Source organism: Micrococcus sp. APC 4021 (genome assembly GCF_030407635.1).
GTDB classification, from domain to species: Bacteria; Actinomycetota; Actinomycetes; order Actinomycetales; family Micrococcaceae; genus Micrococcus; species Micrococcus luteus.
In genome coordinates, this window is record NZ_JASDCZ010000008.1 from 1 (window position 1) to 24,255 (window position 24,255).

At 74.3% G+C, this 24,255-nt stretch carries 18 protein-coding genes, 1 tRNA gene and 1 pseudogene; 8 read left to right on the forward strand and 12 right to left on the reverse strand.

The genetic code is table 11. The features are described from left to right. Positions 1-80: 80 nt before the first annotated feature. On the forward strand, positions 81-1,031 hold the full coding sequence (locus QL983_RS01670; RefSeq protein WP_052833426.1) for a PAC2 family protein: 951 nt from the start codon (positions 81-83) through the stop codon (positions 1,029-1,031). A gap of 22 nt (positions 1,032-1,053) precedes the next feature. Here the strand turns inward: QL983_RS01670 and mshC are convergent, their stop codons facing one another. From mshC to QL983_RS01685, 3 genes are all read right to left on the reverse strand, one after another. Continuing rightward, entirely contained in the window at positions 1,054-2,322 is a 1,269-nt protein-coding gene (gene mshC / locus QL983_RS01675; RefSeq protein ID WP_122054324.1) for a cysteine--1-D-myo-inosityl 2-amino-2-deoxy-alpha-D-glucopyranoside ligase, read from the reverse strand. Positions 2,323-2,386: 64 nt separating this feature from the next. After that, a complete protein-coding gene (locus QL983_RS01680) occupies positions 2,387-3,220 on the reverse strand; it encodes an undecaprenyl-diphosphate phosphatase (RefSeq protein ID WP_036315183.1) in 834 nt (277 codons plus the stop codon). Between the two features lie 69 nt (positions 3,221-3,289). Then, positions 3,290-3,508 (reverse strand): hypothetical protein, encoded by a 219-nt coding sequence (locus QL983_RS01685; RefSeq protein ID WP_036315190.1) that lies wholly within the window; start codon positions 3,506-3,508, stop codon positions 3,290-3,292. Between the two features lie 93 nt (positions 3,509-3,601). Between QL983_RS01685 and QL983_RS01690 the strand changes: the two genes are divergently transcribed. After that, positions 3,602-3,841 (forward strand): DUF5703 family protein, encoded by a 240-nt coding sequence (locus tag QL983_RS01690; RefSeq protein ID WP_036315193.1) that lies wholly within the window; start codon positions 3,602-3,604, stop codon positions 3,839-3,841. 52 nt (positions 3,842-3,893) lie between these two features. On the opposite strand, the gene QL983_RS01695 is transcribed toward QL983_RS01690, so the two are convergent. Further along, positions 3,894-5,219 carry a M20/M25/M40 family metallo-hydrolase gene (locus tag QL983_RS01695; RefSeq protein WP_122054322.1) on the reverse strand — a complete coding sequence of 442 codons (1,326 nt, stop codon included), beginning with the start codon at positions 5,217-5,219 and terminating at the stop codon, positions 3,894-3,896. Between the two features lie 116 nt (positions 5,220-5,335). On the opposite strand from QL983_RS01695, the gene QL983_RS01700 reads away from it, so the two are divergent. Both QL983_RS01700 and malQ read left to right on the forward strand, forming a co-directional pair. Continuing rightward, positions 5,336-5,419: transfer RNA gene (locus QL983_RS01700), tRNA-Leu, on the forward strand. Between the two features lie 106 nt (positions 5,420-5,525). Then, positions 5,526-9,014 (forward strand): 4-alpha-glucanotransferase, encoded by a 3,489-nt coding sequence (gene malQ, locus QL983_RS01705; RefSeq protein WP_256836094.1) that lies wholly within the window; start codon positions 5,526-5,528, stop codon positions 9,012-9,014. A 64-nt stretch (positions 9,015-9,078) separates the two neighbouring features. On the opposite strand, the gene QL983_RS01710 is transcribed toward malQ, so the two are convergent. The 3 genes from QL983_RS01710 to QL983_RS01720 are packed head-to-tail and all read right to left on the reverse strand — an operon-like array spanning position 9,079 to position 12,700. Continuing rightward, positions 9,079-9,972: a MaoC/PaaZ C-terminal domain-containing protein gene (locus tag QL983_RS01710; protein ID WP_036336859.1), complete on the reverse strand. Its 894-nt coding sequence runs from the start codon at positions 9,970-9,972 to the stop codon at positions 9,079-9,081. Between the two features lie 2 nt (positions 9,973-9,974). Beyond that, positions 9,975-11,324, reverse strand: coding sequence for a 3-oxoacyl-ACP reductase (locus QL983_RS01715; protein ID WP_145951118.1), 1,350 nt, complete (start codon positions 11,322-11,324; stop codon positions 9,975-9,977). Positions 11,325-11,356: 32 nt separating this feature from the next. Beyond that, a complete protein-coding gene (locus tag QL983_RS01720; RefSeq protein WP_036336857.1) occupies positions 11,357-12,700 on the reverse strand; it encodes an acetyl-CoA C-acetyltransferase in 1,344 nt (447 codons plus the stop codon). Between the two features lie 127 nt (positions 12,701-12,827). Here QL983_RS01720 and QL983_RS01725 point away from each other — a divergent pair, with 127 nt between their 5' ends. After that, positions 12,828-13,541 (forward strand): TetR/AcrR family transcriptional regulator, encoded by a 714-nt coding sequence (locus QL983_RS01725; RefSeq protein ID WP_158184442.1) that lies wholly within the window; start codon positions 12,828-12,830, stop codon positions 13,539-13,541. After that, positions 13,538-15,661 carry an acyl-CoA dehydrogenase gene (locus QL983_RS01730; RefSeq protein ID WP_036315214.1) on the forward strand — a complete coding sequence of 708 codons (2,124 nt, stop codon included), beginning with the start codon at positions 13,538-13,540 and terminating at the stop codon, positions 15,659-15,661. Before QL983_RS01725 ends, QL983_RS01730 begins: the two co-directional genes overlap by 4 nt. Positions 15,662-15,737: 76 nt before the next feature. Here the strand turns inward: QL983_RS01730 and glgA are convergent, their stop codons facing one another. Beyond that, the gene (gene glgA, locus QL983_RS01735; protein WP_044658928.1) at positions 15,738-16,934 is read right to left on the reverse strand and encodes a glycogen synthase; all 1,197 of its coding nucleotides are present in this window, start codon (positions 16,932-16,934) and stop codon (positions 15,738-15,740) included. A gap of 113 nt (positions 16,935-17,047) precedes the next feature. Here glgA and glgC point away from each other — a divergent pair, with 113 nt between their 5' ends. Continuing rightward, positions 17,048-18,292, forward strand: coding sequence for a glucose-1-phosphate adenylyltransferase (glgC, locus tag QL983_RS01740; RefSeq protein ID WP_069941300.1), 1,245 nt, complete (start codon positions 17,048-17,050; stop codon positions 18,290-18,292). A gap of 103 nt (positions 18,293-18,395) precedes the next feature. Continuing rightward, positions 18,396-21,044, forward strand: coding sequence for an aminopeptidase N (gene pepN, locus QL983_RS01745; RefSeq protein WP_069941299.1), 2,649 nt, complete (start codon positions 18,396-18,398; stop codon positions 21,042-21,044). Positions 21,045-21,123: 79 nt separating this feature from the next. Here pepN and QL983_RS01750 read toward each other — a convergent pair whose 3' ends face one another. From QL983_RS01750 to QL983_RS01765, 4 genes and pseudogenes are all read right to left on the reverse strand, one after another. Beyond that, positions 21,124-21,768, reverse strand: coding sequence for a hypothetical protein (locus QL983_RS01750; protein WP_223247538.1), 645 nt, complete (start codon positions 21,766-21,768; stop codon positions 21,124-21,126). Positions 21,769-22,141: 373 nt separating this feature from the next. After that, positions 22,142-23,200, reverse strand: coding sequence for a biotin/lipoate A/B protein ligase family protein (locus QL983_RS01755; RefSeq protein ID WP_230297449.1), 1,059 nt, complete (start codon positions 23,198-23,200; stop codon positions 22,142-22,144). A 103-nt stretch (positions 23,201-23,303) separates the two neighbouring features. Beyond that, entirely contained in the window at positions 23,304-23,561 is a 258-nt protein-coding gene (locus QL983_RS01760) for a type B 50S ribosomal protein L31 (RefSeq protein ID WP_002855042.1), read from the reverse strand. 109 nt (positions 23,562-23,670) lie between these two features. After that, positions 23,671-24,096, reverse strand: a pseudogene (locus tag QL983_RS01765) (RNA methyltransferase); the annotation flags it as partial. Between the last annotated feature and the right edge of the window lie 159 nt (positions 24,097-24,255).

A 24,255-nucleotide genomic window follows, 5' to 3' on the forward strand; every position in this document is an offset into this window, starting at 1 on the left:
TATCGAGCGCCGCCGCCGGGGTGTGCGGGGCGGGTCGCGGGCCGTGGCCCCGTCGTCGGGCCGTGTCTAGGCTGGCCGCCATGACCGACGCTACCTCCGAGGACCAGCCGGACGACGTCCTGGGCCCGTTGCGGACCCACCTGACGGCGACCGTGGACGCGCTCGAGGCCGGGCGGCGGGCCCCCACGGTCCTGTTGCTGGCCTTCGAGGGGTGGAACGACGCCGGGGAGGCCGCGACCGGGGCCCTGGGCGCGCTGCGGGAGCAGTGGGACGCGGCGGACGCGGGACGGGTGTGCGACGGCGAGTTCTACGACTACCAGGTCACTCGACCCCTGGTCCGGCGCGACGCCGACGGGCTGGGGACGCTGGACTGGCCGGCGGTCACCCTGCACGAGGCGCTCCTGGACCGGGAGGGCCGGCCCGTCGCGGGCGAGGCCGCCCCGCCGGACGGGGTGCGTGTGCTCCTCGCCGTCGGCGTGGAGCCGAACGTGCGGTGGCGCGCCTTCCTCGAGGAGCTTTTCACGGCGGCCGACGCGCGTGACGTGGACGCCGTCGTGACGCTGGGCGCGCTGCTGGCGGACGTGCCCCACACCCGGCCCCTGCGCGCCCGCCCGACCTCGCCGCTCGTGGACGTGCGGGTGGCCGTCGGCGCGGACCGTCCGGTCTACGAGGGGCCCACCGGGATCATCGGCGTCATCGCGGACGAGGCCGCACGCCGCGGCCTGCCGAGCCTCTCACTGTGGGGGACGGTGCCCCACTACGTGGCCCAGGCGCCCTCCCCCAAGACGCTGCTCGGGCTGGTCGAGGCGGTCGAGGACCTGCTGCACGTGAGCGTCTCCACGCGCGGGCTGGAGGACGACGCGAGGGCATGGCAGCGCGGCGTGGACGAGCTGGCCGCCGAGGACCCCGACGTCGCCGCCTACGTCCGGCAGCTCGAGGAGGCCCAGGACACCCAGCAGCTGCCGGAGGCCTCGGGCGAGTCGATCGCGCGGGAGTTCGAGCGCTACCTTCGCGGGCGCGGCGGACGCTGACGCCCGGCCCCGCCCGGCGGGGTCAGCGCAGGCGCAGACCCAGCAGCGCCGCCACGACGTCGACCACCGGCACCGGATCGGCGGCGGCCTCGGCCAGGCCCGGCAGGGTGCCGGCCGCCCATGCGTCGAGGGCCTCCAGCGCAAGGGGGGCGTCGAGGTCGTCCGAGAGCGCCGCGTGGACCGCGTCCAGCACGGCGACGCCGGCGGCGGCATGCGGTCCGTCCAGGGCGGCGCGCCAGCGGGCCACCCGCGCCTGGGCGTCGGCCAGCACCTGCTCGGACCACTCCCAGTCCGACCGGTAGTGGTGCGCGAGGATCGCCGCGCGGACGGCCACCGGCTCGATGCCCCGCGCCCGCAGGCGGGAGACGAGTTCGAGGTTGCCGAGGGACTTGGACATCTTCTCGCCGTCCAGGGCCACCATGCCGGTGTGCGCGTAGGTGTGCGCGAGCGGCAGGCCGTCGACGGCGGTGGCGTGCGCGGCGGAGAACTCGTGGTGCGGGAACCGCAGGTCGGAGCCGCCGCCCTGCACCGTGAACGGCGCCGGCAGGTGGGCCCGGGAGATCACGGAGCACTCGATGTGCCAGCCGGGCCGGCCGGAGCCGAGCGACCGACCGTCCCAGGCCGGCTCGCCCTCGCGGTGCACGCGCCACAGCAGCGGGTCCAGCGGGTCTCGCTTGCCGGGGCGGTCGGGATCGCCTCCCCGCTCCGGGAACACCGCGGCCATCTCGTCCAGGCCCATCGCGGAGACCTGTCCGAGGCGCCAGTCGGTCGCGGACTGGGCCGCGCGGACGTCGAAGTAGACGTCCCCGTCGGGCTCGCCGTCGCCGCCCGGCACGCGGTAGGCCCGGCCCGCCGCCAGCATCGTCTCGACGGCGTCCACCACCAGGCCCACCGCCTCGGTCGCGCCGACGTAGTGGTCCGGGGCGAGCACCTCGAGGGCGGCCATGTCCGCACGGAACAGGTCGGTCTGCTCCTCGGCGAGCGCGCGCCAGTCGACGCCGGTCGCCTCGGCCCGCTCGAGCAGGGGGTCGTCCACGTCGGTCACGTTCTGGACGTAGGCGACCTCGAGACCGGCCGCGCGCCAGTAGCGGTGCAGCAGGTCGAAGGCCACGTAGGTGCTCGCGTGGCCGAGGTGCGTCGCGTCGTACGGGGTGATCCCGCAGACGTACAGCGAGGCGCGCTGGGCGTCGTTGCCCGGATGCCGGGTCCGTCCCGTGGCGGTGTCGTGCAGCCGCAGCCGGTCGGGGCGGCTCGGCACGGTGGGCGGGGCGGGGGTGCTCCAGGACTTCACGGGACTCCTCACATCGGGGTGGTTCGGCGGTGCCGGGCCGCCATGCCCGGCGGCGGGAGCGGGCTCAGGCGCTGATGACGCCCGCGCCCAGCAGGGCGAACAGGACGCCGCCCAGGAGGATGCGGTACCAGACGAACGGCAGGTACGAGTTGGTGCTGATGAAGCGCATGAGCCAGGCGATGACCGCGTAGGCCACCACGAAGGCGATCGCGGTCGCGACCAGCGTCTCCCCCATGCCGTACGGGCCCTGCGTGCCGGGATCGGTGAGCGAGGTGTACAGCTTGTACAGGCCGGAGGCGAACACGGCGGGCACCGCCAGCAGGAACGCGTAGCGGGTGGCGGCGGGCCGGGTGTAGCCCATGGCCAGGCCGGCCGCGATGGTGCCGCCGGAGCGCGAGACGCCCGGGATCAGCGCGAGGGCCTGGGCCAGGCCGTAGAGGACGCCGTCCCGCACGGTGAGCTTCTCGAGCGGCTTGGTCTGACGGCCGAGCCGGTCCGCCAGGGCGAGCAGGACGCCGAACACGATGAGCATGGTCGCCGTGATCCACAGCGACCGGAACTCCGTGTCGATCCAGTCCTCCAGCAGCAGGCCCAGGACCGCGATCGGGATCGAGCCCACGATGATCAGCCAGCCCATGCGCGCATCGGGGTCCGAGTGCGGGATCCGCCCCGTGACCGCGGCGCACCACCGGCCGATGATGCGGGTGATGTCGCGCCAGAAGTAGATGAGGACCGCCAGCTCCGTGCCGAGCTGCGTGATGGCCGTGAAGGCCGCCCCCGGGTCGGTCGCGGAGGGCAGGAACTCGCCCACGATGCGGATGTGGGCGGAGGAGGAGATGGGCAGGAACTCCGTGAGGCCCTGCACCAGGCCCAGGATGATGGCTTCGATCCACGTCACGGAGGGTCACTGTACGCGACGGCCCCGGGTGGGAACCCGGGGCCGTGCGGTCCGTCACGAGCAGGACGGTCAGTCGTCGTCGTCCTCGTCGTCGAAGAGGTCGAGCGGGGTGACCTCCTCGGTGTCCGCGTACAGGGCGTCCTCGTAGGCCTCGAAGGCGTCGGCCACGGCGAAGAACGCGGCTTCGACGGCGGGGTCGTCCTCGCCCCGCTTGTTCTGCGCGGCCACGAGGTGTTCGTTCAGGGCGGTGGTGAGGGCCTCGAGGGCCATGCGGGCGTCAGAGCTCATGGGTGAACGGTAACCCGGTGGCCGGTGGCGCGGCCAGGGGTGGGCCGTGCGGGACCGGCCGCCGGACCCGAGTCCGTCTGCCAGGATGGGCGGGTGCGTGAACAGCTGATGTCCTCGACCCTCGACGCGATCTCCCGCGGACAGAAGTGGGAGTACCTGGTGATGACGGTCGCCGCCCACGAGTCCCTCGCCGACGCCCGACGGCGCCTCGTGGAGCACGCGGAGTACGGCCAATGGGAGCTGCAGCGCTCCGTGCACTACCGCGACGGGGCGCGCCGCTATTGGATGCGCCGCCGGGTGATGCGCGTGGCCTCGACCCTGCAGACCCTCTGAGGCGCGGGCGCGACGACGCCGCCCCGGCCGTCGTCGCCGCCCGCGGCCCGGATCAGCGCGGCTCCAGCATCCGCTCGAGCACCCGGCAGCCGAACTCGAGCGCGTCCACGGGCACCCGCTCGTCGATGGCGTGGAACAGGGACGTGAAGGCCAGGTCGGCGGGCAGGCGCATGGGCGCGAAGCCGTAGCCGGTGATGCCCAGCCGGGAGAGGGACTTGTTGTCCGTGCCCCCGCCGAGCATGAACGGCAGCACCTGGGCCTCGGAGTCCTCCGCCTGCAGCGAGGCGATCATCAGCTCCACCAGGTCCCCGGAGAAGGGGGTCTCCAGGGCGACGTCCCGGTGCTCGGGTGCGATGGTCACGTCCGGACCGGCGAGCTCGGCGATCGTGGCGAGGGCGGACTCCTCCTCCCCGGGGATCAGGCGCACGTCCACGGTGCCGGTGGCCGAGGACGGGATGACGTTGTGCTTGTAGCCGGCGGTCAGCCCCGTCGGGTTGGACGAGGTGCGCAGGGTGCCGGCCACCCAGGAACGGGCCTGCCCGAGCGCGTCGAGCTGCGGCGTCGGGTCCGTCTCGTCGAAGTCCACGCCCATGATCTCGGCCACCTGTTCGAGCAGCGCGCGCGTGGTCTTGGTGTACACGAGCGGCCACTCGTGCCCGCCGATGCGGGTCATGGCGCCGGCCAGCCGGGTGACCGCGTTGTCCGGGTGCGGGGCCGAGCCGTGCCCGGGGGCGCCCTCCGCGGTGAGGTTGAGCCAGGCGAGCCCCTTCTCCGCGGTCTGCACGAGGTAGGCGCGCGAGCCGTGCACCTCGGTGGAGAAGCCCCCCACCTCGGAGATCGCCTCGGTGCACCCGTCGAACACCTCGGGGTGATGGTCCACGACCCAGCGTGCGCCGTAGACGCCGCCGGCCTCCTCGTCGGCGAAGAACGCGACCGTCAGGGGTCGCCGCGGCCGGCGGCCCGTGCGGGCCAGGTGCAGCAGCACCGCGAGCACCATGGCGTCCATGCCCTTCATGTCCACGGCGCCGCGCCCCCAGATCATGCCGTCCTTGAGCTCGGCGCCGAACGGGTCCACGCTCCACTCGTCCGCCTCGGCGGGGACCACGTCCGTGTGCCCGTGGATGACGAGCCCCGGCGCCTCCGGATCCCAGCCCGGCAGGTGCCCGACGACGGAGACCCGGCCCGGCGCCGACTCGAAGAAGCGGGGGGTCATCCCCGCCTCGGCCATGAGCCGGGCGCAGTACTCCGCGGCCTCGGGCTCACCGACGGAGACGTTGCCCCCGCGGTTGGTCGTGTCGATCCGGATGAGGTCGCGGCAGATCTCCACGACGCGGTCCTCGGGGCGCGAGCGGGCGGGGTTCACGATGTTCTCGACCATGGTTTTGAGCCTAGCCCGAACCCGTGCTATCTTTCTCGAGTTGCCCGGAGCGGGACGGACCGGACAGGACCGGAACGCGGTGGGCGACGGAGCCTCTCCCAGGGTTCCACCGATGAGCGCGAGTGGCGGAATTGGTAGACGCGCAGCGTTGAGGTCGCTGTGTCCGCAAGGACGTGGGGGTTCAAGTCCCCCCTCGCGCACCGCTCGTCGAGCAGCAGGGCCCCGGTCGTCACGACCGGGGCCCTGCGTGTTCCCCCGTCCGGGGTCCCCTCTAGAGTGGTGTCCGTGCGACGGCAGGCGCCGTCGGTGGAACCGCACGACGGCATGGAGGACCCGATGGCCCTGGAAGCCCCCGCACTGCTGCATCGGCTCGCGCGAGCCCACGGGGTGCAGCCCGAGTACGTCGGGCAGGACGGCTCGGCCCAGACCGTGCCGGACGAGGCCCTCGTGAAGGTGCTCGCCGCCCTCGGGGTGTCGGTCCGTCCGGACGGGGTCGCCGCCCTGGCCGAGGCGGTGGAGGAGGCGGAGACGGCCCCCTGGCGGGACGTGCTCCCGCCCACCGTGGCCGCCCGGTCCGGTCACCGCCTGTCCGTGCCGTGCCACGTGGCCGCGGGCGAGCCGGTCGTGGCCCGCGTGCACACAGAGGACGGGCGGACCCTCGAGGTGAGCGTGAGCGAGCCGGTGTCCGAGGTCCGCCTGGTCGACGGCGTCGAGCGCGAGCGCGTCCACGTGCAGATCCCCGCCGACCTCGCCCCGGGCTGGCACCGGCTGGAGGTGACCAGCGGCTCCGGCTCCACCGCCTCCGCGGTCCTGGTCTGCGCCCCGGCCCGGCTGAGCACGCCGCGTCCCTTCCTCGAGCGCCGCGGCTGGGGCGCGGCCGCGCAGGGCTACTCGGTGACCTCGGCGGACTCGTGGGGCATCGGCGACGCGGCGGACATGGGGTCCCTGGCCGAGATCGTCGCCCGGCACGGTGCCGACTTCCTGCTGCTGCACCCCCTGCATGCGGTCGAGCCCGGCCCCCATCCGGCGGACTCCCCCTACTCCCCCGTCTCCCGTCGGTTCCTCTCGGCGCTGGTCGTGCACGTGCCCTCGATCCCCGAGTTCGCCGACCTGCCCGCCGCGGAGCAGGCGGAGCTGCGGTCGGCCGGCGCCCGCGTCCAGGCGGAGCTGGAGCGCACCGGCCGGATCGACCGGGCCGCCGTCGCCGCCGTCCTGTGGCCCGCGCTGCGCCGCGTGCACGAGGTGCCCCGCTCCCCCGAGCGCGAGGCCGCCTACGCGCGGTTCCGCGCCGAGGCCGGCCCGGGCCTGGACGACTTCGCCCTCTGGTCCGTCCTGCGCCTGGACGGCGACGGCACCGGGCCCGATCTCGCCGACCCGGCCTGGGCGCCGGGCGGGGTCGAGGCCGAGCGGGTCCGCGTCGAACGCGCGACCGACGTCGACCTGCACCGCTGGGTGCAGTGGATCGCCGCCGAGCAGCTCGCCGGCGTGCAGGAGCGGGCCCGGGCGGCCGGCATGCGCATGGGCGTCATGGTGGACCTGGCAGTCGGGGCCACCCGCGAGACCGCGGACGCGTGGATGCTCGGGGACGTGCTGGTGCCGACCATGTCCGTCGGCGCGCCGCCGGAGCTGTTCAACCAGCTGGGCCAGGACTGGTCGCAGCACCCCTGGCATCCGCGCCGTCTGGCCGAGACCGGCTACGCCGCGTTCCGGGACATGCTGCGCACCGTGCTGCGCGGCGCGGGCGGCATCCGGATGGACCACGTCCTGGGGCTGTTCCGCCTGTGGTGGATCCCGGAGGGCGCCGGCGCCACCCAGGGCGCGTACGTCGAGTACGACCACGAGGCGATGCTCGCCGTGCTCACGCTCGAGGCCGAGCGGGCCGGCGTCGTCGTGGTGGGCGAGGACCTCGGCACCTTCGAGCCGTGGGTGCAGCGTCGCCTGGCCGAGGCCGGCGTGCTCGGCACGTCGATCCTCTGGTTCGAGCAGGAGGACGGCGAGCCCACCCCGCCGGAGCGCTACCGGCGGCTGGCCATGGCGGCGGTGAACACGCATGACCTGCCGCCGACGGCCGGCTACCTCGAGGGCGTCCAGGTGGACCTGCGCGAACGGCTGGGCCTCTACACCGTGGACGTCGCCCAGGAACGCCGCCGGTCGGCGGAGGAGGTGCGCGCGTTCCTCGCCGCCGCGGCCCGGCGCGGGCTGCTCGCCGAGGCGGACGTGGACGTCCCCGACGCCGGCCCCGAGGTGCGCGAACGCCAGATCGTGGCCCTGTACCGCCTGCTCGCGCAGGCGCCCTCGGCCCTGCACAGCGTGGCGCTCGTGGACGCCGTGGGCGAGCGGCGCATCCAGAACCAGCCCGGCACTCTCCAGGACCAGTACCCGAACTGGACCGTGCCGCTCGGCGACGGCGCCGGACGGATGGTCTCCGTCGAGGACCTGGCGGACTCGGCGTCGGCGGCCCGGCTGTTCGACGCCGTGGACGCCGAACTGCGGGCGTCCGTGCCGGTGGGGATCGGGGTCAGCCTGCACACCTCCCCGCTGGCCCAGCCCGGCCGCGGCGACGCCGGCGGCATGAACGTCTACGTGCGGCAGGCCGCCGTGGCCCTGGCCCGCCGGGGCGTGCGGATGATCCTGCTGACCCGGGCGGAGGAGCCGGTGGGGCCGGACGGCGCACGGGTCCGGATGCTGGACGCCGGCGGGCAGGCCCCGCCGGTCACGGTGGTCGACCTCGCGGCCGGGCCGTCCGCTCCCGTGGCCAAGGCGGATCTGGCGGGCCTCCGCGACGAGTTCACCCGCGCGGCCCTCGACTGGCTCGCCTCGGACGCCGTGCCGGGCGGTCCCGTCCTCGGTGGAGCGGAGGCCCCCCCGGTCGCGTTCGTGCACGGCCACTACTGGCTCTCCGGGTCCACCGCCGCGGCCCTGGCGCGGGCGGCGCACGCCCCGTACCTGCAGACCATGCACACCACGGCGGCGGCGAAGATGCTCGAGGACCCCGAGCTGCGCGAGCCGGCCGCCCGGATCGAGGCCGAGCGTGAGATCGTCGGGCGAGCCGACCTGCTCGTGGTCAACTCCGCCGCCGAGGTCGCCGACCTGCGCGAGCTGCTGGACGTGCCCCGCGCCCGCACCCGGGTGCTGCCCCCCGCGGCCGACCTCGAGACGTTCACGCCGGACGGTGCCGCGCAGTGGCCGGGCGCACCGGACGACAACGGAGCCCTGCGGGTTCTGTTCGCCGGCCGCGTGCAGCGGCACAAGGGCCCGCACCTGCTCGTGTCCGCCCTCGGGGTGCTGCGCGAGCGGGCCGGTGGCAAGGGCGCCGACCCGGGCGTGCGCCTGCACGTGAACGGCGCCGATTCGGGGGACGACGAGCTGGACCTGGCGAGCCTGGCCGTGCAGGAGGGGGTCGCCGACCTGGTGACGTTCTCCGCGCCGGTGCCCGCGCCCGCCCTGGCCGCCCAGTTCCGGGCGGCGGATGTCGTGGCGATGCCGAGCGCGTCCGAGACCTACGGCCTGGTCGCCCTCGAGGCACAGGCCTGCGGCACGCCCGTGCTGGCGCACCGGGTCGGCGGACTGGTCTACGCGGTCCTCGACGGCGTGTCCGGCCACCACGTGACGGCGGGCACCCCTGAGGCGTGGGCCGATGCCCTGGCCGAGATCCTGGCGGATCGTGACGCCTGGGCCGCGCTGGGGCCCGGCGCCGTGCGTCACGCCGCCGGTCACTCGTGGGAGGCCTACGCGGACGGGCTGCTCGAGGCCGTCGCCGCCGTGCCGCGGCGGTCGCCCACGCCGGACGCCTGAGCCGCCGCGCTCACCGGCCCGCCGGGACGGGTGGTCCCGGCGGGCCGACGCGTCGGCCCGGCCGTCAGGGCTCGAGCGGAGTGATCTCCCCGGAGAAGTGCGGGCGCCGGCGCCGCGCATCCCAGCCCCACACGCGCGTGCCGCCGTCGGGCCCGGGCGCGTAGCGGACGGCCACGGTGGTCGGCAGCACGACGGGTGCCTCGAAGTCGATGTGCCAGCGGAACCCGGCGCCGGCCGGCTCACGGCCCTCGAGCATCCGGGCGGCCAGGAACATCCCGTGGGCGATCGCGCCCTTCATGCCGAACAGTCGGGCCGAGACGCCCGTCAGGTGGATCGGGTTCCAGTCTCCGGAGACGCCCGCGTACCGGCGTCCGGCCCCCGTCCCGAAGCGCCACTGGGCGGTCGGCGTCGGGGGCACGAAGTCCTCGCGGGCGGGCCGCTCGGGACGCAGGCCGGAGAGGTGGACGCCCTTGGCGAGGTACCGGGAGACGCCCTCCCACAGCAGTGCCTCCTCGCCGTCGTCGCCGGGCCCCTCGACGGTCACGACGACGTCCACGGCGGTGCCTGCGTGGTGCGGGACGAGGCCCACGGCACGCGCGGTGACGCGCAGCGGGGTCTCCGCCGCGACGGGCCGGTGGTGCAGGACGGTGTTGCTCAGGTGCACCAGTCCGGGCAGGGGCAGTGGGAACTCGGGGTCGGCCATCAGCTCCATCGCCGCACCGAACACCTGGGTGTGCACCAGGACCGAGGGCAGGTCCGCCGGATCCGCGGACCCGACGGCCCCGCGCCACGCGGACACGGCCTCGGCCGGGATGCGGTGGCCGGTCACGACCACCTGACGGTCCGGGAGCTCGCGGGGACGGCGCCGACGGACGACGGCGTCCGTGGCGGCCTGCCTGGCGGCCCGGGCGTAGAGCCGGGCGAGGGAGGGCGGGGCGGACAGCTGCGTGGTCTGCATCCTCACGCCCCCAGCTTCGACTGGCCGCAGACCCGCAGCGTGGCCCCGTTGGTGCCGCCTGCGGCGTCCGAGGCGAGCCAGGCCACCGTCTCGGCCACGTCCTGCGGCAGGCCGCCCTGCTGGAGCGAGTTGAGCCTCCGGCCCACCTCGCGCGTGGCGAGCGGGATCTTCGCGGTCATCTCGGTCTCGATGAAGCCCGGGGCCACCGCGTTGATCGTGCCCCCACGGGCCGCGAGGACCGGTGCGGAGGCCGCGGTCAGGCCGATCACCCCGGCCTTGGATGCCGCGTAGTTCGTCTGGCCGCGGTTGCCCGCGATGCCGGAGATGGAGGCCAGGCCCACGATGCGCAGCCCGTGGCCCGCCACGTCCCGGGCGTCCTCGGCGAGGAACGCCTCGTTCATGGCCAGCTGGGCCGTGGTGTTCACAGCGAGGACGGAGTCCCAGCGCGCGGCGTCCATGTTGGCCAGCATCCGGTCCCGGGTGATCCCGGCGTTGTGCACCACCACGTCCATCCGGCCGTGCCGGGTGCGGCAGTGCTCGAGGATGCGTGCGCCGGCGTCCGGCGCCGTGATGTCCAGGGCGAGCGCGGTGCCGCCCACCTCGTTCACGACCTTGGCCAGCGTCTCGCCCGCCGCCGGGACGTCCACGCCGACGACGACGGCCCCGTCGCGGGCCAGCGTCCGGACGATGGCGGCGCCGATGCCGCGGGCGGCGCCCGTGACCACGGCGACCTTGCCGGCCAGGGGGCGCGCCGCGTCGGCGGGGACCGCGCCGTCGGCGGTGGAGACGGGCACGAACTGGCCGGAGACGTACGCCGCGCGACCGGAGAGCAGGAACGCGAGCGCGCCGGCCGCACCGGGGGCAGTGAGCGGCACGCCCTCGCCCAGGACGAGGCCGTTGGCGGTGCCGCCACGGCGCATCTCGTGCGCGATCGAGCGGGTCAGGCCCGTCACGCCCTGGCGGGCGGCGCGCAGGGCCGGGTCCGTGGCGGCCTCGGGGTCCTCGAACACCGTCACCACGCGCGAGGAGGAGCCCAGCGAGCGCAGCGCGCCGCCGATCTCCAGCGCCACCGCGCCGAGGTCCGCGGGCGTGGCGACCCCGTCGAAGCACGCGACGATCGCCGCGTGGCGTGCGCCCTCCCGGGGGGCGTCGGCGACCTCAAGGCCCCATGAGGCCAAGAGGGTGCGGGCATCCTCGGCTGCGCGGGTCGCGCCCAGGACGAGCACGGAGCCGGGCAGCACGGGGTCGCCGGGGGTGTGCCGGCGCAACTCGACGGGCTGGGGCAGGCCCAGGGCGCCGGTGAGGCGGCGGCCCAGGGGCGAGGCGACGAAGGTGCCGTAACGGTCGGTCATGGTCGGTCCTCTCGGGTCGGGTCGGTCGGGGCTCAGCGGCCGCGGAGCAGGGCCACGATGCCTTGGCCGCCGGCGGCACAGACGGAGATGAGGCCGAGGGAGCCCTCCCCCTTCTCATGCAGCATCTTGGCCAGCAGGGCCACGATGCGGCCGCCGGTGGCGGCGAAGGGGTGACCGGCCGCCAGCGACGAGCCGTGCACGTTGAGCCGGGCGCGGTCCACCGAGCCCAGCGCACCCGGCAGCCCGAGCCGCTCGCGGCAGTACTCCTCGTCCTCCCAGGCGGCGAGGGTGGACAGGACGGTGCCGGCGAACGCCTCGTGGATCTCCACGAAGTCGAGGTCGTCGAGCGTGAGCCCGTGCCGGGCGAGCAGGCGCGGGACGGCGTAGGCGGGGGCCATGAGCAGGCCCTCGTGTCCGTCGACGAAGTCCACGGCGGCGTTCTCCATGTCCACGAACTCGGCGAGAACGGGCAGTCCGCGCTCGGCGGCCCACTCCTCGGAGGAGAGCAGCACCGCGGAGGCGCCGTCGGTGAGCGGGGTGGAGTTGCCGGCCGTCATGGTCGCCTCGTCCCCCAGCTGGCGGCCGAACACGGGCTTCAGGCCGGCCAGCTTCTCCGGCGTGGAGTCGGGGCGGAGGTTGTTGTCGCGGGCCAGGCCGTGGAACGGGGTCACCAGATCGTCCATGTACCCGGCGGCGTAGGCAGCGCCGAGGTTCCGGTGGGAGGCCGCGGCGAGCTCGTCCTGGGCCTGACGGGTGATGCCCCACTTGTGGGTGGTCAGGGCCTGGTGCTCGCCCATGGACATGCCGGTGCGCGGCTCGCCCGCGCCGGCCGGCTCGGGCACGAGCTGACCGGGGCGCAGCTGGGCGAGGGCGCGCAGGCGGTCCTTCATGGTCTTGGCGGTGGTGAGCTGCAGCAGCACGCGGCGCGCGCCGTCCGAGAGCGAGACGGGTGCGTCCGAGATCGAGTCCACGCCGCCGCCGATGGCGGAGTCGAGCTGGCCGAGCCGGATCTTGTTGGCGAGGGTGCCCACGGCCTCCATGCCGGTGGCGCAGGCCACCTGGACGTCGGCGGCCGGGGTCGCGGCGGAGAGCGCGGAGCCCAGGACGGCCTCGCGGGTGAGGTTGAAGTTGCGCGGGTGCTTGAGGACGGCGCCGGCGGTGACCTGGCCGAGGCGCTCGCCCTGGAGCCCGAACCGCGCGACGAGTCCGTCGAGCGTGGCCGTGAGCATCTCCTGGTTCCCGACCTCGGCGTAGGCGGTGTTGGCGCGGGCGAAGGGGATGCGGTTGCCGCCCAGGATGACGGCGGGGCGCAGCGCTCCACCGGCGACGGCGGGGCGGGAGGCGGTCTCGGACGCGGGGGTCTCGTGGTGGGTCATGACGGTCCTCTCGACGGCGGGCCCACCGCCGACGCGGCGGGGGCGTTGTCACCCCGGACGATACGGACGATACGGACGTCGGCGGGGTGGGTGACTGTGATCCACAGTACCTGATACGCTCGGTTTCGTGAATCCCGTCACGTCCACCGCCCGGGACGGTCGCAGCGTCCGCTGGGACCGGCACCGCGCCGAGCGCCGTCTGGAACTGGTCCGGGCCGCCCGGTCGGCCGTGCACGCCCTGGGCGCACAGGCCTCGATGGAGGAGATCGCGTCCCACGCGGGCACCTCCAAGACCGTCTACTACCGCTATTTCGGCGACCGCGAGGGCCTGCGCCTGGCGGTGTCCGAGCGGGTCACCGCCCACATGGAGCGCCGCCTGCTCGAGGTCGCGGACGAACCGGTCTCCGAACCCGAGGCGCTGCGTCGCATGGTCGAGGTGTACCTCACGGTCGCGGCGACGTCGCCCGAGGTGTACGCGTTCGCCGTCGCCCCGTCCCCCGCCGCGGCCGAGGCCCCTGTGCTGGGCCCGTTCCTCGAGCGCGTCTACGCCATGCTCGAGTCGGGCCTGGCGCGCGGGATGGCCGCGCGGGGCCACGCCCCGGCGCCGGCGGACCCGCTCGCCCTGTGGCCGCGCGCCGCCGTCGGCCTCGTCCGGGCCGCCGCCGAGACCTGGCTGCGGACCCCGGCCGCCGGTCGCATCCCGGTCGAGGCGATGGCCCGCGCCATCGCCGACTGGCTGCTCACCGGCCTCATCGGCGCCGCGCCCGGCGCCGCCCTCGAACCCGCGGCGGCGGACGCCGACCGCGCCCGCCCCCACTCACGAACAGGAGCATCGTCATGACCGTCCACGAGAAGCTCGCCCCCCAGTCCTCGACGCCCAGCACCGAGGTTCCCTCCGACGTCGCCGAGATCGCGCCCGAGCGGCCGACGCCCGGCTCCCTCGACGCCGCGGCCCTCGAGGAGGCCCTCCTCGGCCGCTGGGCCGCGGAGCGCCGCGAATCCCGCGAACTGGTCAAGGATCCCGCCCTGTGGCGCGACCCGCTGCTCGGCATGGACGAGCACCGCGCCCGCGTCCTGCGGCAGCTGGGCGTCCTCGTGGAGCGCAACGCGGTCCACCGCGCCTTCCCGCGCGAGTTCGGCGGCGAGGACAACCACGGCGGCAACCTCGCCGCCTTCGGTGACCTCGTGCTCGCCGACCCCTCCCTGCAGATCAAGGCCGGTGTGCAGTGGGGCCTGTTCAGCTCGGCGATCCTGCACCTGGGCACCGCGGAGCACCACCGCCGGTGGCTGCCGGGCGCGATGGACCTGAGCGTCCCGGGCGCCTTCGCCATGACTGAGATCGGGCACGGCTCGGACGTCGCCTCGATCGCGACGACCGCCACGTACGACGAGGCGACCCAGGAGTTCGTCATCCACACCCCGTTCAAGGGCGCCTGGAAGGACTACCTCGGCAACGCCGCGCTGCACGGCAGGGCGGCCACGGTCTTCGCGCAGCTGATCACCCGGGGCGTCAACCACGGCGTGCACTGCTTCTACGTCCCCATCCGGGACGAGAAGGGCGCCTTCCTGCCCGGCGTGGGCGGCGAGGACGACGGCCTCAAGGGCGGACTGAACGGCATCGACAACGGCCGTCTGCACTTCACTCAGGTCCGCATCCCGCGCACCAACCTCCTCAACCGCTACGGCGACGTGGCCGAGGACGGCACCTACTCCTCGCCCATCGCCTCCCCCGGGCGTCGCTTCTTCACGATGCTCGGCACGCTCGTCCAGGGCCGCGTCTCCCTGTCCCTCGCCGCCACCACGGCCTCCTTCCTCGGCCTGCACGGTGCGCTGGCCTACGCGGAGCAGCGCCGCCAGTTCAAGGCCTCCGACCCGCAGCGGGAGGAGGTGCTGCTGGACTACCAGAACCACCAGCGCCGCCTCATCGACCGCCTGGCCCGCGCCTACGCGGACGCCTTCTCCTCCAACGAGCTCGTGGAGAAGTTCGACGACGTCTTCTCCGGCCGCTCCGACACGGACGTGGACCGGCAGGAGCTCGAGACGCTCGCCGCGGCCGTGAAGCCGCTGACCACGTGGCACGCCCTGGACACCCTGCAGGAGGCCCGCGAGGCGTGCGGCGGCGCCGGGTTCCTCGCTGAGAACCGGGTGGCCCAGATGCGCGCCGACCTGGACGTGTACGTCACGTTCGAGGGTGACAACACGGTGCTCCTGCAGCTGGTGGGCAAGCGCCTGCTGACCGACTACTCGAAGGAGTTCGGACGTCTCAATGTGGGCGCCCTCTCCCGCTACGTGGTCCACCAGGCCTCGGACGCCCTCCACCGTGCGGGCCTGCACAAGGCCGTCCAGTCCGTGGCCGACGGCGGGTCCGAGCGCCGCTCGGCGAACTGGTTCAAGGACCCCGCCGTCCAGCATGAGCTGCTCACCGAGCGCGTCCGTGCCAAGACCGCCGACATCGCCGGCACCCTCTCGGGGGCCCGGGGCAAGGGCCAGGCGGCGCAGGCGGAGGCGTTCAACACGCGCCAGCACGAGCTCATCGAGGCCGCCCGCAACCACGGCGAGCTTCTGCAGTGGGAGGCCTTCACCCGCGCCCTGGAGGGCATCACGGATGAGACCACGAAGACCGTCCTGACGTGGCTGCGCGACCTGTTCGCGCTGCGCCTCATCGAGGACGACCTCGGCTGGTTCGTGGCCCACGGCCGCGTCTCGAGCCAGCGCGCCCGGGCCCTGCGCGGCTACGTCAACCGGCTGGCCGAGCGGCTGCGCCCCTTCGCCCTCGAGCTCGTCGAGGCGTTCGGCCTCGAGCCCGAGCACCTGCGCATGGCGGTGGCCACGGACGCCGAGACCCAGCGCCAGGAGGAGGCCCACGCCTGGTTCACGGCCCGCCGGGCCGCCGGCGAGGAGCCGGAGGATGAGAAGGCCGTGCGCGCCCGCGAGAAGGCGGCGCGGGGTCGCCGCGGCTGACCGTGGCCGTCCCCGGACGCACACGGGCCCCCGTCACCTCGCGGTGGCGGGGGCCCGTGTGCGTGGTCGGGCGGGCTCAGCGCAGCACGGCCTCGTAGACCTCGATCGTGCGCTCCGCGATGGTCTCCCACGAGAAGTGCTCGATCGCGCGGGCCCGGCCGGCCTCACCCATCGCGCGGGCGCGCTCCGGGTCCTCCACGACGCGGGTGAGCGCGGCCGCGAAGTCGGCGGCGAACCTCTCCTCGTCCACGGGCGCCCCCGTGCCGTCGTCGACCTGCTCGAAGGGGACGAGCAGGCCGGTCTCGCCGTCCTGCACGACCTCCGGGATGCCGCCCACGGCGGAGGCGACGACGGCGGTGCCGCACGCCATCGCCTCGAGGTTGACGATGCCCAGCGGCTCGTAGACCGAGGGGCAGGCGAACACGGTGGCGGCCGTGAGGATCTCCATCACCTCGTGGCGCGGGATCATCCCCTCGATCACGACGACGCCCTGGCGGGTGCGCCGCAGCTCGGAGATCAACTCGTTCACCTCGTGCGCCAGCTCCGCGGTGTCCGGGGCGCCCACGCACAGCACGAGCTGGACGTCCTCCGGCAGCCGCAGGGCCGCACGGAGCAGGTGGGGCACGCCCTTCTGGCGCGTGATGCGGCCGACGAACGCGACGGAGGGCTTGTCCGGGTCGATTCCGTACTTCTCCAGTGCGGCGGTGCCGGTCTGCGGGGTCCAGACCTGCGTGTCGATGCCGTTGTGGACCGTGTGCACCTTCGCCGGGTCCACGTCCGGGTAGCAGGCCAGGATGTCCCGGCGCATGCCGTCCGAGACCGCGATGACCGCGTCCGCCCCGAGGTACGCCGTGCGCTCGGCCCAGCTGGACAGGGCGTAGCCGCCGCCGAGCTGCTCCGCCTTCCAGGGGCGCAGCGGCTCGAGGGAGTGCGCGGAGAGGACGTGGGGGGTCTGGTGCAGGAGCTTGCCGAGGTGGCCGGCCAGGTTGGCGTACCAGGTGTGGGAGTGGATGACGTCGGCGCCCTCGAGGTCGCCGAGGATCGTGAGGTCGGTGGCCAGGGTCTGCACGGCCCCGTTGGCGGCGTCGAACCCGGGCGGGTTCGGGTACGTCAGGACGCGGGCCCCGTGGTAGTCCGGGTCGCGCGGCGCGCCGAAGGCGTGCACGCGGACGTCGGCGCGGGAGGCCAGGACACGGGTCAGCTCGGCGACGTGGACGCCGGCACCGCCGTAGATGGACGGGGGGAACTCTTTGCTCACGATGTCGATGCGCACGCCCCCAACCTAGTTCAGCCCGGCGGGGGTCGATAGTCTGGCGGCACGGATGCCCCGCACGCCCCGAGCACGCGTGCGGGTCGCGACGACCCGGCTCACGAGGAGTGACGCAGATGGTGCAGAAGAAGGTCCTCTCGGTCGTGCTGGCGGGCGGTGAGGGCAAGCGCCTGATGCCGCTGACGGCCGACCGTGCCAAGCCGGCCGTCCCGTTCGGCGGCACGTACCGCCTCATCGACTTCGCGCTGTCCAACCTGGTCAACAGCCGGTACCGCGAGATCGTCGTGCTGACGCAGTACAAGTCGCACTCGCTGGACCGCCACATCTCCGAGACGTGGCGGATGTCCACGCTGCTGAACAACTACGTGGCCTCCGTGCCGGCACAGCAGCGCCGGGGCAAGGACTGGTTCACGGGCAGCGCGAACGCCATCTATCAGTCCATGAACCTGATCCACGACGCACGGCCGGACATCGTCGTCGTCATCGGCGCGGACCACGTCTACCACATGGACTTCCAGCAGATGGTGGACCAGCACATCGCCTCGGGCGCCAAGGCGACCGTGGCCGCGGTGCGCCAGCCGCTCGAGCTGGCCTCCTCGTTCGGGGTGATCGAGACGGACCCACAGGACAGGACGCGGATCTCGGCGTTCGTGGAGAAGCCGGAGACGACCCCCGGCCTGCCGGACGACCCCACGCAGTTCCTGGCCTCGATGGGCAACTACGTGTTCGACACCGACGCCCTCGTGGCGGCGCTGAACCAGGACGAGGAGAACCCCGAGTCGAACAACGACATGGGCGGGGACATCATCCCGCTGTTCGTGGAGCGTGGCGAGGCCGGGGTGTACGACTTCACCGCCAACGAGGTGCCCGGGGGCACGGCCGGCAAGCACTACTGGCGGGACGTCGGCACCCTGGACTCCTACTACGACGCGCACATGGACCTGGTGCAGCCGTGGCCGGAGTTCAACCTCTACAACCGCGAGTGGCCGCTCTACACCCGCCAGTCCGTCTCCCCGCCCGCCAAGCTCGTGCGCTCATCCACCCGCCGCCCCGGCTCGGCGAACGACTCGATCCTCTCCCAGGGCGTGGTCATCTCCGGCGGCACCGTGGCCCAGTCCGTGCTCTCCACGGACGTGCGCGTGCACAACGAGGCGTGGGTGGAGCAGTCGGTGCTGCTGGACTCCGTCGTGATCGGCGAGGGGGCCCACGTGCGCAACGCGATCCTGGACAAGAACGTGGTCGTGCCCCCGGGCGCGCGCATCGGCTTCGACCGGGCGGAGGACGAGGCGAACGGCTACACCGTGACAGAATCCGGGCTGACGGTGCTCTCCAAGGGCCAGCCCGTCCCGACGCCGCACTGACGCGGCCCCGGGCCGCCGGTCCCGGACCACCGCCGACGCGCGGGCACGCCCCGGTGTGTCCGCGCGTCGCCGTCCCCGCTGGATCCCCGACCGGAGGCTCGCCTTGACCGACACCACCCCCGACCTCGACGCCACCAACGTCACCCGCGCGGAGGCCGCGGACCGCTCCCGCCTGCTCACGGTGCAGGACTACGTCGTGGACGTGGACCTCTCCGACGCCCGGGACGCCGCCGCCGACACCTATCCGGTCCGCACCGTGATCCGCTTCGCGTGCGCCGAGCCCGGCGCGCAGACCCACCTGGACTGGATCCACGGCGGCGTGGAGTCGGTGACCCTCAACGGCACGGCGCTGGACGTGGCCGAGGTCGTGGGCGAGGCCCGGGTGCTGCTGCCCGACCTGGCGGCGCAGAACGTGGTCGAGCTGGTCGGCCGGTCCGTGTACTCCCGGTCGGGCGAGGGCCTGCACCGCTTCACGGACCCCGCCGACGGCGAGGTCTACCTCTACACCCAGTACGAGCCCGCCGACGCGCGCCGCGTGTTCCCGGACTTCGAGCAGCCGGACCTCAAGGCCGCCTTCACCTTCTCCCTCACCGGACCCGAGGACTGGGTGCTGGCCTCGAACCGGCCGGAGGTCTCCCGGACGCCGACCGGGGACGGTGTCGTCCGGGTGGAGTTCGCCCCGACGCTCCCCCAGTCCACCTACATCACGACGCTGCTCGCCGGCCCCTATGCGCAGTGGGAGGACGCCTGGGACGGTCACCCGGCCAGCGGTGCGCAGGCCGTGCCGCTGCGGCTGTTCACCCGGCGCACGATGGCCGACGCGTTCGACCCCGAGGCCGTGTTCGACGTGACGAAGCGGGGGCTGACGTTCTTCCACGACCTCTTCGGCGTCGCGTACCCGTGGGGCAAGTACGACCAGGCGTTCGTGCCCGAGTACAACCTCGGCGCCATGGAGAACCCGGGCCTCGTGACCTTCACCGAGGACTTCGTGTTCACCTCGCGGGCCACCGCGGTCCAGTACGAGGGCCGCGCCAACGTGATCCTGCACGAGATGGCGCACATGTGGTTCGGCGACCTCGTGACGATGCACTGGTGGGACGACCTGTGGCTCAAGGAGTCGTTCGCGGACTACATGGGCGCCCTCGGCGTGGACGAGGCCACCGACTTCCGGACCGCGTGGGTGACCTTCGCGTCCCGCCGCAAGGCCTGGGCGTACGTGCAGGACCAGATGCCGACGACGCACCCCATCGTCGCGGACATCGTCGACCTCGAGGCCGCCCGTCAGAACTTCGACGGGATCACCTACGCCAAGGGCGCCTCCGTGCTCAAGCAGCTGGCCGCCTACGTGGGCCGTGACGCGTTCCTCGACGCCGCACATCGCTACTTCGCCGCCCACGCGTGGGGCAACGCCTCCCTCGCCGACTTCATGGCGGTCCTCGAGGCCGCCTCGGGGCGGGACATGCGCGCGTGGGCGGACGCGTGGCTGCACACCTCCGGCGTGCCCCGGCTGCGGGTCGACGTCGACGGCGACGCCCCGGTGCTGCGCCAGGAGGGCGCGGACCCGGTCACGGGCGGGCCGATCCTCCGCCCGCACGTGCTGAAGGTCGGCGTCTTCACGCCCGGGCAGGACGGCGTCCTGCGCCGCACCGCCCAGGTCACCGCCGATGTGCCGGGTGGGGCGGAGGGCGCGGCCGTGCCCCTGCCGGACCTCGAGGTGCCCGGGGGCGTCCGCCTCGTGCTGCCCAACGACGAGGACCTCACCTACGCCGCCGTCGCGCTCGACGCGGGCTCGCTGCGCGCGGCCCTGACGCACCCCATCGCGGACCCGCTCGCGGAGGCCACCGTGTGGGCCGCCCTGTGGTCGATGACCCGCGACGGCGAGCTGCCGGTCGCCCGGTTCCTGGACGCGGTGGCGACGCTGTCCGCGCGGATCGCGACCGTGGGCGTGCACGCGCAGGTGCTGGCGCAGGCCGCCGCGGCCGTGGGCCAGTACGCCCGCGCCGAGGACCGTGACGCGCTGCGGTCCCGGCTGGGCGAGGTCCTGGCCGAGCAGACCCGCACGCTCGAGGCCGGCTCCGACCGCCAGCGCACCGCGGCCCGCACGTGGGCGACGCTGGCGCGGGCCGACGTCGGGATGGCCGCGGCCCTCGAGGCCGCCCTGCTCGGCGAGGACGCGGCGGCGTTCGCGCCGGGCCTGGCGGTCGACGCGGAGCTGCGCTGGCTCGTGCTCCAGGCCCTCGCCGCGACCGGCCGGGCCGACCAGGACCGCCTGGACGCGGAGCTCGAGGCCGGCCGCACGGCGCAGACCGTCACGTGGCACCGGCTCGCCGCAGCCGCCCGCCCCGAGGCCGAGGTCAAGGCCGCCGCGTGGGAGGCGGTCATGTCCGGCCGCACGACCACCGGCACGGAGCTGTCCAACGACCTGCTCTCGGCCACGGCGGCCGGCTTCGCCGCGGGCGGGGTCGAGCTCCTCGCCCCCTACGAGTCCGGCTTCTGGCCGCGCCTGACCTCGGTGTGGGCCTCGCGGTCCAACGGGCTGGCCTCGCGCGCGATCGGCGGGCTGTTCCCGGGCCGCCAGGACGCGGTGGCCGGCGGCGCCGACGCGCAGGAGTCGCACCCGACGCTGGCCGCGGCCCAGCGCTGGCTGGACGAGCACCCCGACGCCCCGGGGGCCCTGCGGCGCCTGGTCGTGGAGCACACGGACGCCCTGCGGCGGTCCCTGCGCGTGCAGGCGGTGCAGCCGGCGGGCTGAGCGGTAAGCCCTCCCGCGCAGAGTGGTCACGACACGCCGCCTCCCCTCGGGCGAGGCGGTGTGTCGTGACCATTCCAGCTCAGGGCGCGGCAACGCGGAGCACGCGTTCCCGGCCCACCCGGCGCAGGCCCACGGCGTCGGCGGCGCGCTGGGCGTCCCGGTCGCGCATCCCCACCCGCTCGACGACGACGGGCCGCGTCTCCAGCACGGCCGTCAGTTCGGCGTGGCGCGCCACGTGCGCGGCCCCGCCGTCCGGGTCGAGAGACAGCGCCTGCCGGTCGGCCGCGTGGAGCCAGGCCGCCGACACGTCCTCCACCGGGCCGCGCAGGTGCGCGCCGAGGGAGGCGTCGTCGAGCAGGTCGGAGACGTCGGCGTCCGCGAGGCGGGCCACGAGTGCGGGTGGCCCGGCGACCACCGCGGTCGTGTGGAGCAGGACCACGTGCAGCAGCTCCGGGTCGGCGTCCGCGGCGGGCGCGAGCACGACGCCCGGGTCCTCCCACGCCGTCGGCGCGACGCCGAGTCCCGCGGCCAGCCCGGTCCGCAGCGCGGCGGTCGCGTCGGCGCCCAGCACGTCGGCCGGCGCGACCGTGCCGAGGGCCAGCGGGTGGACGCCGAGCAGCCGGTTCAGGGCGCGGGCCTCGCGGTGCGCCCGGTCCACGAGGGCGGCCAGCTCGGGCGAGGTCTCCCCCACCAGCGGCAGCTCGCGCAACGTTGCGGCACCCACCGGCACCCCGGCCTCGGCCGCGACCGCTGCCAGCGCGTCCCAGTGTCGCGTCTCCTCCTGGGCAGGCGTGCGGCCGCCGCCCGGCTCGTCCAGCCGCGGTCCGTGAGCAGAGGCACGCGGCGGCCGGAGGCCAGCTCCAGCTCGAGGGCGCAGTGGACGTCCACGGTCGACCGTGGGCGCCCCGGGGCGTCGGAGCGGGCGATCAGGCGGACGGGGGCGTCGTCGTCGGGGGTCATGGTCCGATCCTGACAGAGCCGCCCCGCCACACCTCGACGCGTCGGGGGCGGTTTCGGGCGGTATTCACGTCGAATACCACCGCAAACCGCCCCCGGACGGAAGCGTGCCGGACGGTGCCGGGACGCCGTCAGGCGGCTCAGGGCACCCGCGCGGTCCACTCCGGGGTCGCGAACTTGGTGCGGGCCAGCTGCTCGGCCTCCTCACGGGTGGCCTCGTCCAGCTCGACGCGGCGGGCGCCGTAGCGCTCCTCGAAGGTGGTCATCATGGTCTCCCAGATCTCGGCGCGGGAGACGCCGGTCTGGCGCCGGAGCGGGTCCACGCGCTTCTTCGCCGAGGTCACGCCCTTGCCGCGCAGCTTCTCCCGGCCGATGCGCAGCACCTCGAGCATCTTGTCCGCGTCGATGTCGTAGCTCATCGTCACGTGGTGCAGCAGCCCGGCCGTGCCCACCCGCTTCTGCGCGGCGCCGCCGATCTTCCCCTGGTCCGTGGCGATGTCGTTGAGCGGCTGGTAGAACGCGTGCACGCCGAGTCGGGAGAGCGCGTCCATGGTCCACTCGTCCAGGAACGGGTAGGACTCCGCCGTCTCCAGCCCGTCGACCAGCGACGACGGGACGTGCATCGAGTACGTGACGCAGTTGTCCGCCTCCATGAACATCGCGCCGCCGCCGGAGATCCGCCGCACCACGTTGATGCCGTGCCGCCGCGCCCCCTCGGGGTCCACCTCGTTGGCGAGCGACTGGAAGGCGCCGATCACCACGGCCGGCTCGTTCCACTGCCACAGGCGCATGGTCGGCTTGCGACGTCCCTCGGCCACCTGCCGGGTGAGCACCTCGTCCAGGGCCACGGTGAGCGCGATCGGCATCGGCTCCGGCCCGATGACCTCCCACTCGTGGTCCCCCCACGTGGTCGCCTTGCCGAGGGCCCGACGCACGGCCGAGGCCACCGCGAAGGCGTCCACGCCGAACAGCTCGGCCTCGGGTCGCAGACCCCGCTCGACGGCCTCCCGGATGACGCGGTGCTCAGCGTCCGCGGACAGCCCGGCCACCGCCGCGTTGAGGTCCTCGAGCGCCTCATCCGGCTCGAGGAAGAAGTCGCCGTTGATGCTCGCGGTCGCGATCCGGCCGTCCGCGAGGCTCAGGTCCGCCGCGACCAGCTTGCCGCCGATCACCTTGTATTCACCGTGGAGAGTCGTCATGCCCGTCAGCCTACGGGCCACGCGACGGGCCCCGCACCGCCCGGATCGCTCCGGGGGCGCGGGGCCCGTCGTCGTGGTGGGCGTGCGGCTCAGGCCGCCGCGGTCACTTCTTGCCGCCGAAGCCCTTGAAGCGGGCGTTGAAGCGCTCGACGCGGCCGGCGGTGTCCATGATGCGCTGCTTGCCCGTGTAGAACGGGTGCGAGGCGGCCGAGATCTCGACGTCGATCACCGGGTAGGTGTTGCCATCGGTCCACTCCGCGGTCTTGTCGGAGTTCGCGGTGGTGCGGGTGAGGATCTTCTCACCGGAGGCGAGGTCGTTGAAGATGACGTAGCGGTAATCCGGGTGGATCTCAGACTTCATGGTGCATCCTTCGTGTCAGCCGCCTGATTGGGACCAGGGGCGCGAGAGGTGTGGTCAGGGGGTCCGCCGGAGGGCGGGCCAGCCGCCCACTCTACCGCACCCGGGCCGGTCAGCGCGCGCGCAGCTCCCACAGCGCGACCGCCGCGGCCGCGGCCACGTTCAGCGAGTCGACGCCGGCGGGCATGGGGATGACGACGTCGGCGTCGGTCTGGGCGAGGGTCTCGGGCCGGACCCCCGGCCCCTCCTGGCCGAGGATGAGGGCCAGGCGCTCGGCGGTGCGCAGCGGCTCGATCCGGGCGGAGTCCAGGCCCACGGCGCGCTCCGTCACCTCGAGGGCGGCCACCGCGAACCCGGCCGCCCGCAGCGCGGGCAGCGACTGGGCGACCGGACCGGGCAGGCGCGCCCACGGCAGGCGGAACACCGTGCCCATCGAGACGCGGATGGCGCGCCGGTAGAGCGGGTCGGCGGCCTGCGGGGTGAGCAGCAGGGCGTCCCAGCCAAGGGCGACGGCGGAGCGCACCACGGCGCCCAGGTTGGGAGGTGTTCCATTCAGCTCAACGCCGCCCCGACACCTCTCACGATGGTGGCGCATCAGATCCGACACCACGCTCGAGCCTACTTTTGTGATGGTCAGACGGCACTTGTCCCCACGTCACGCGTCGTCGTGTCGCCGTGTGCTGTTCAATAAACCTAT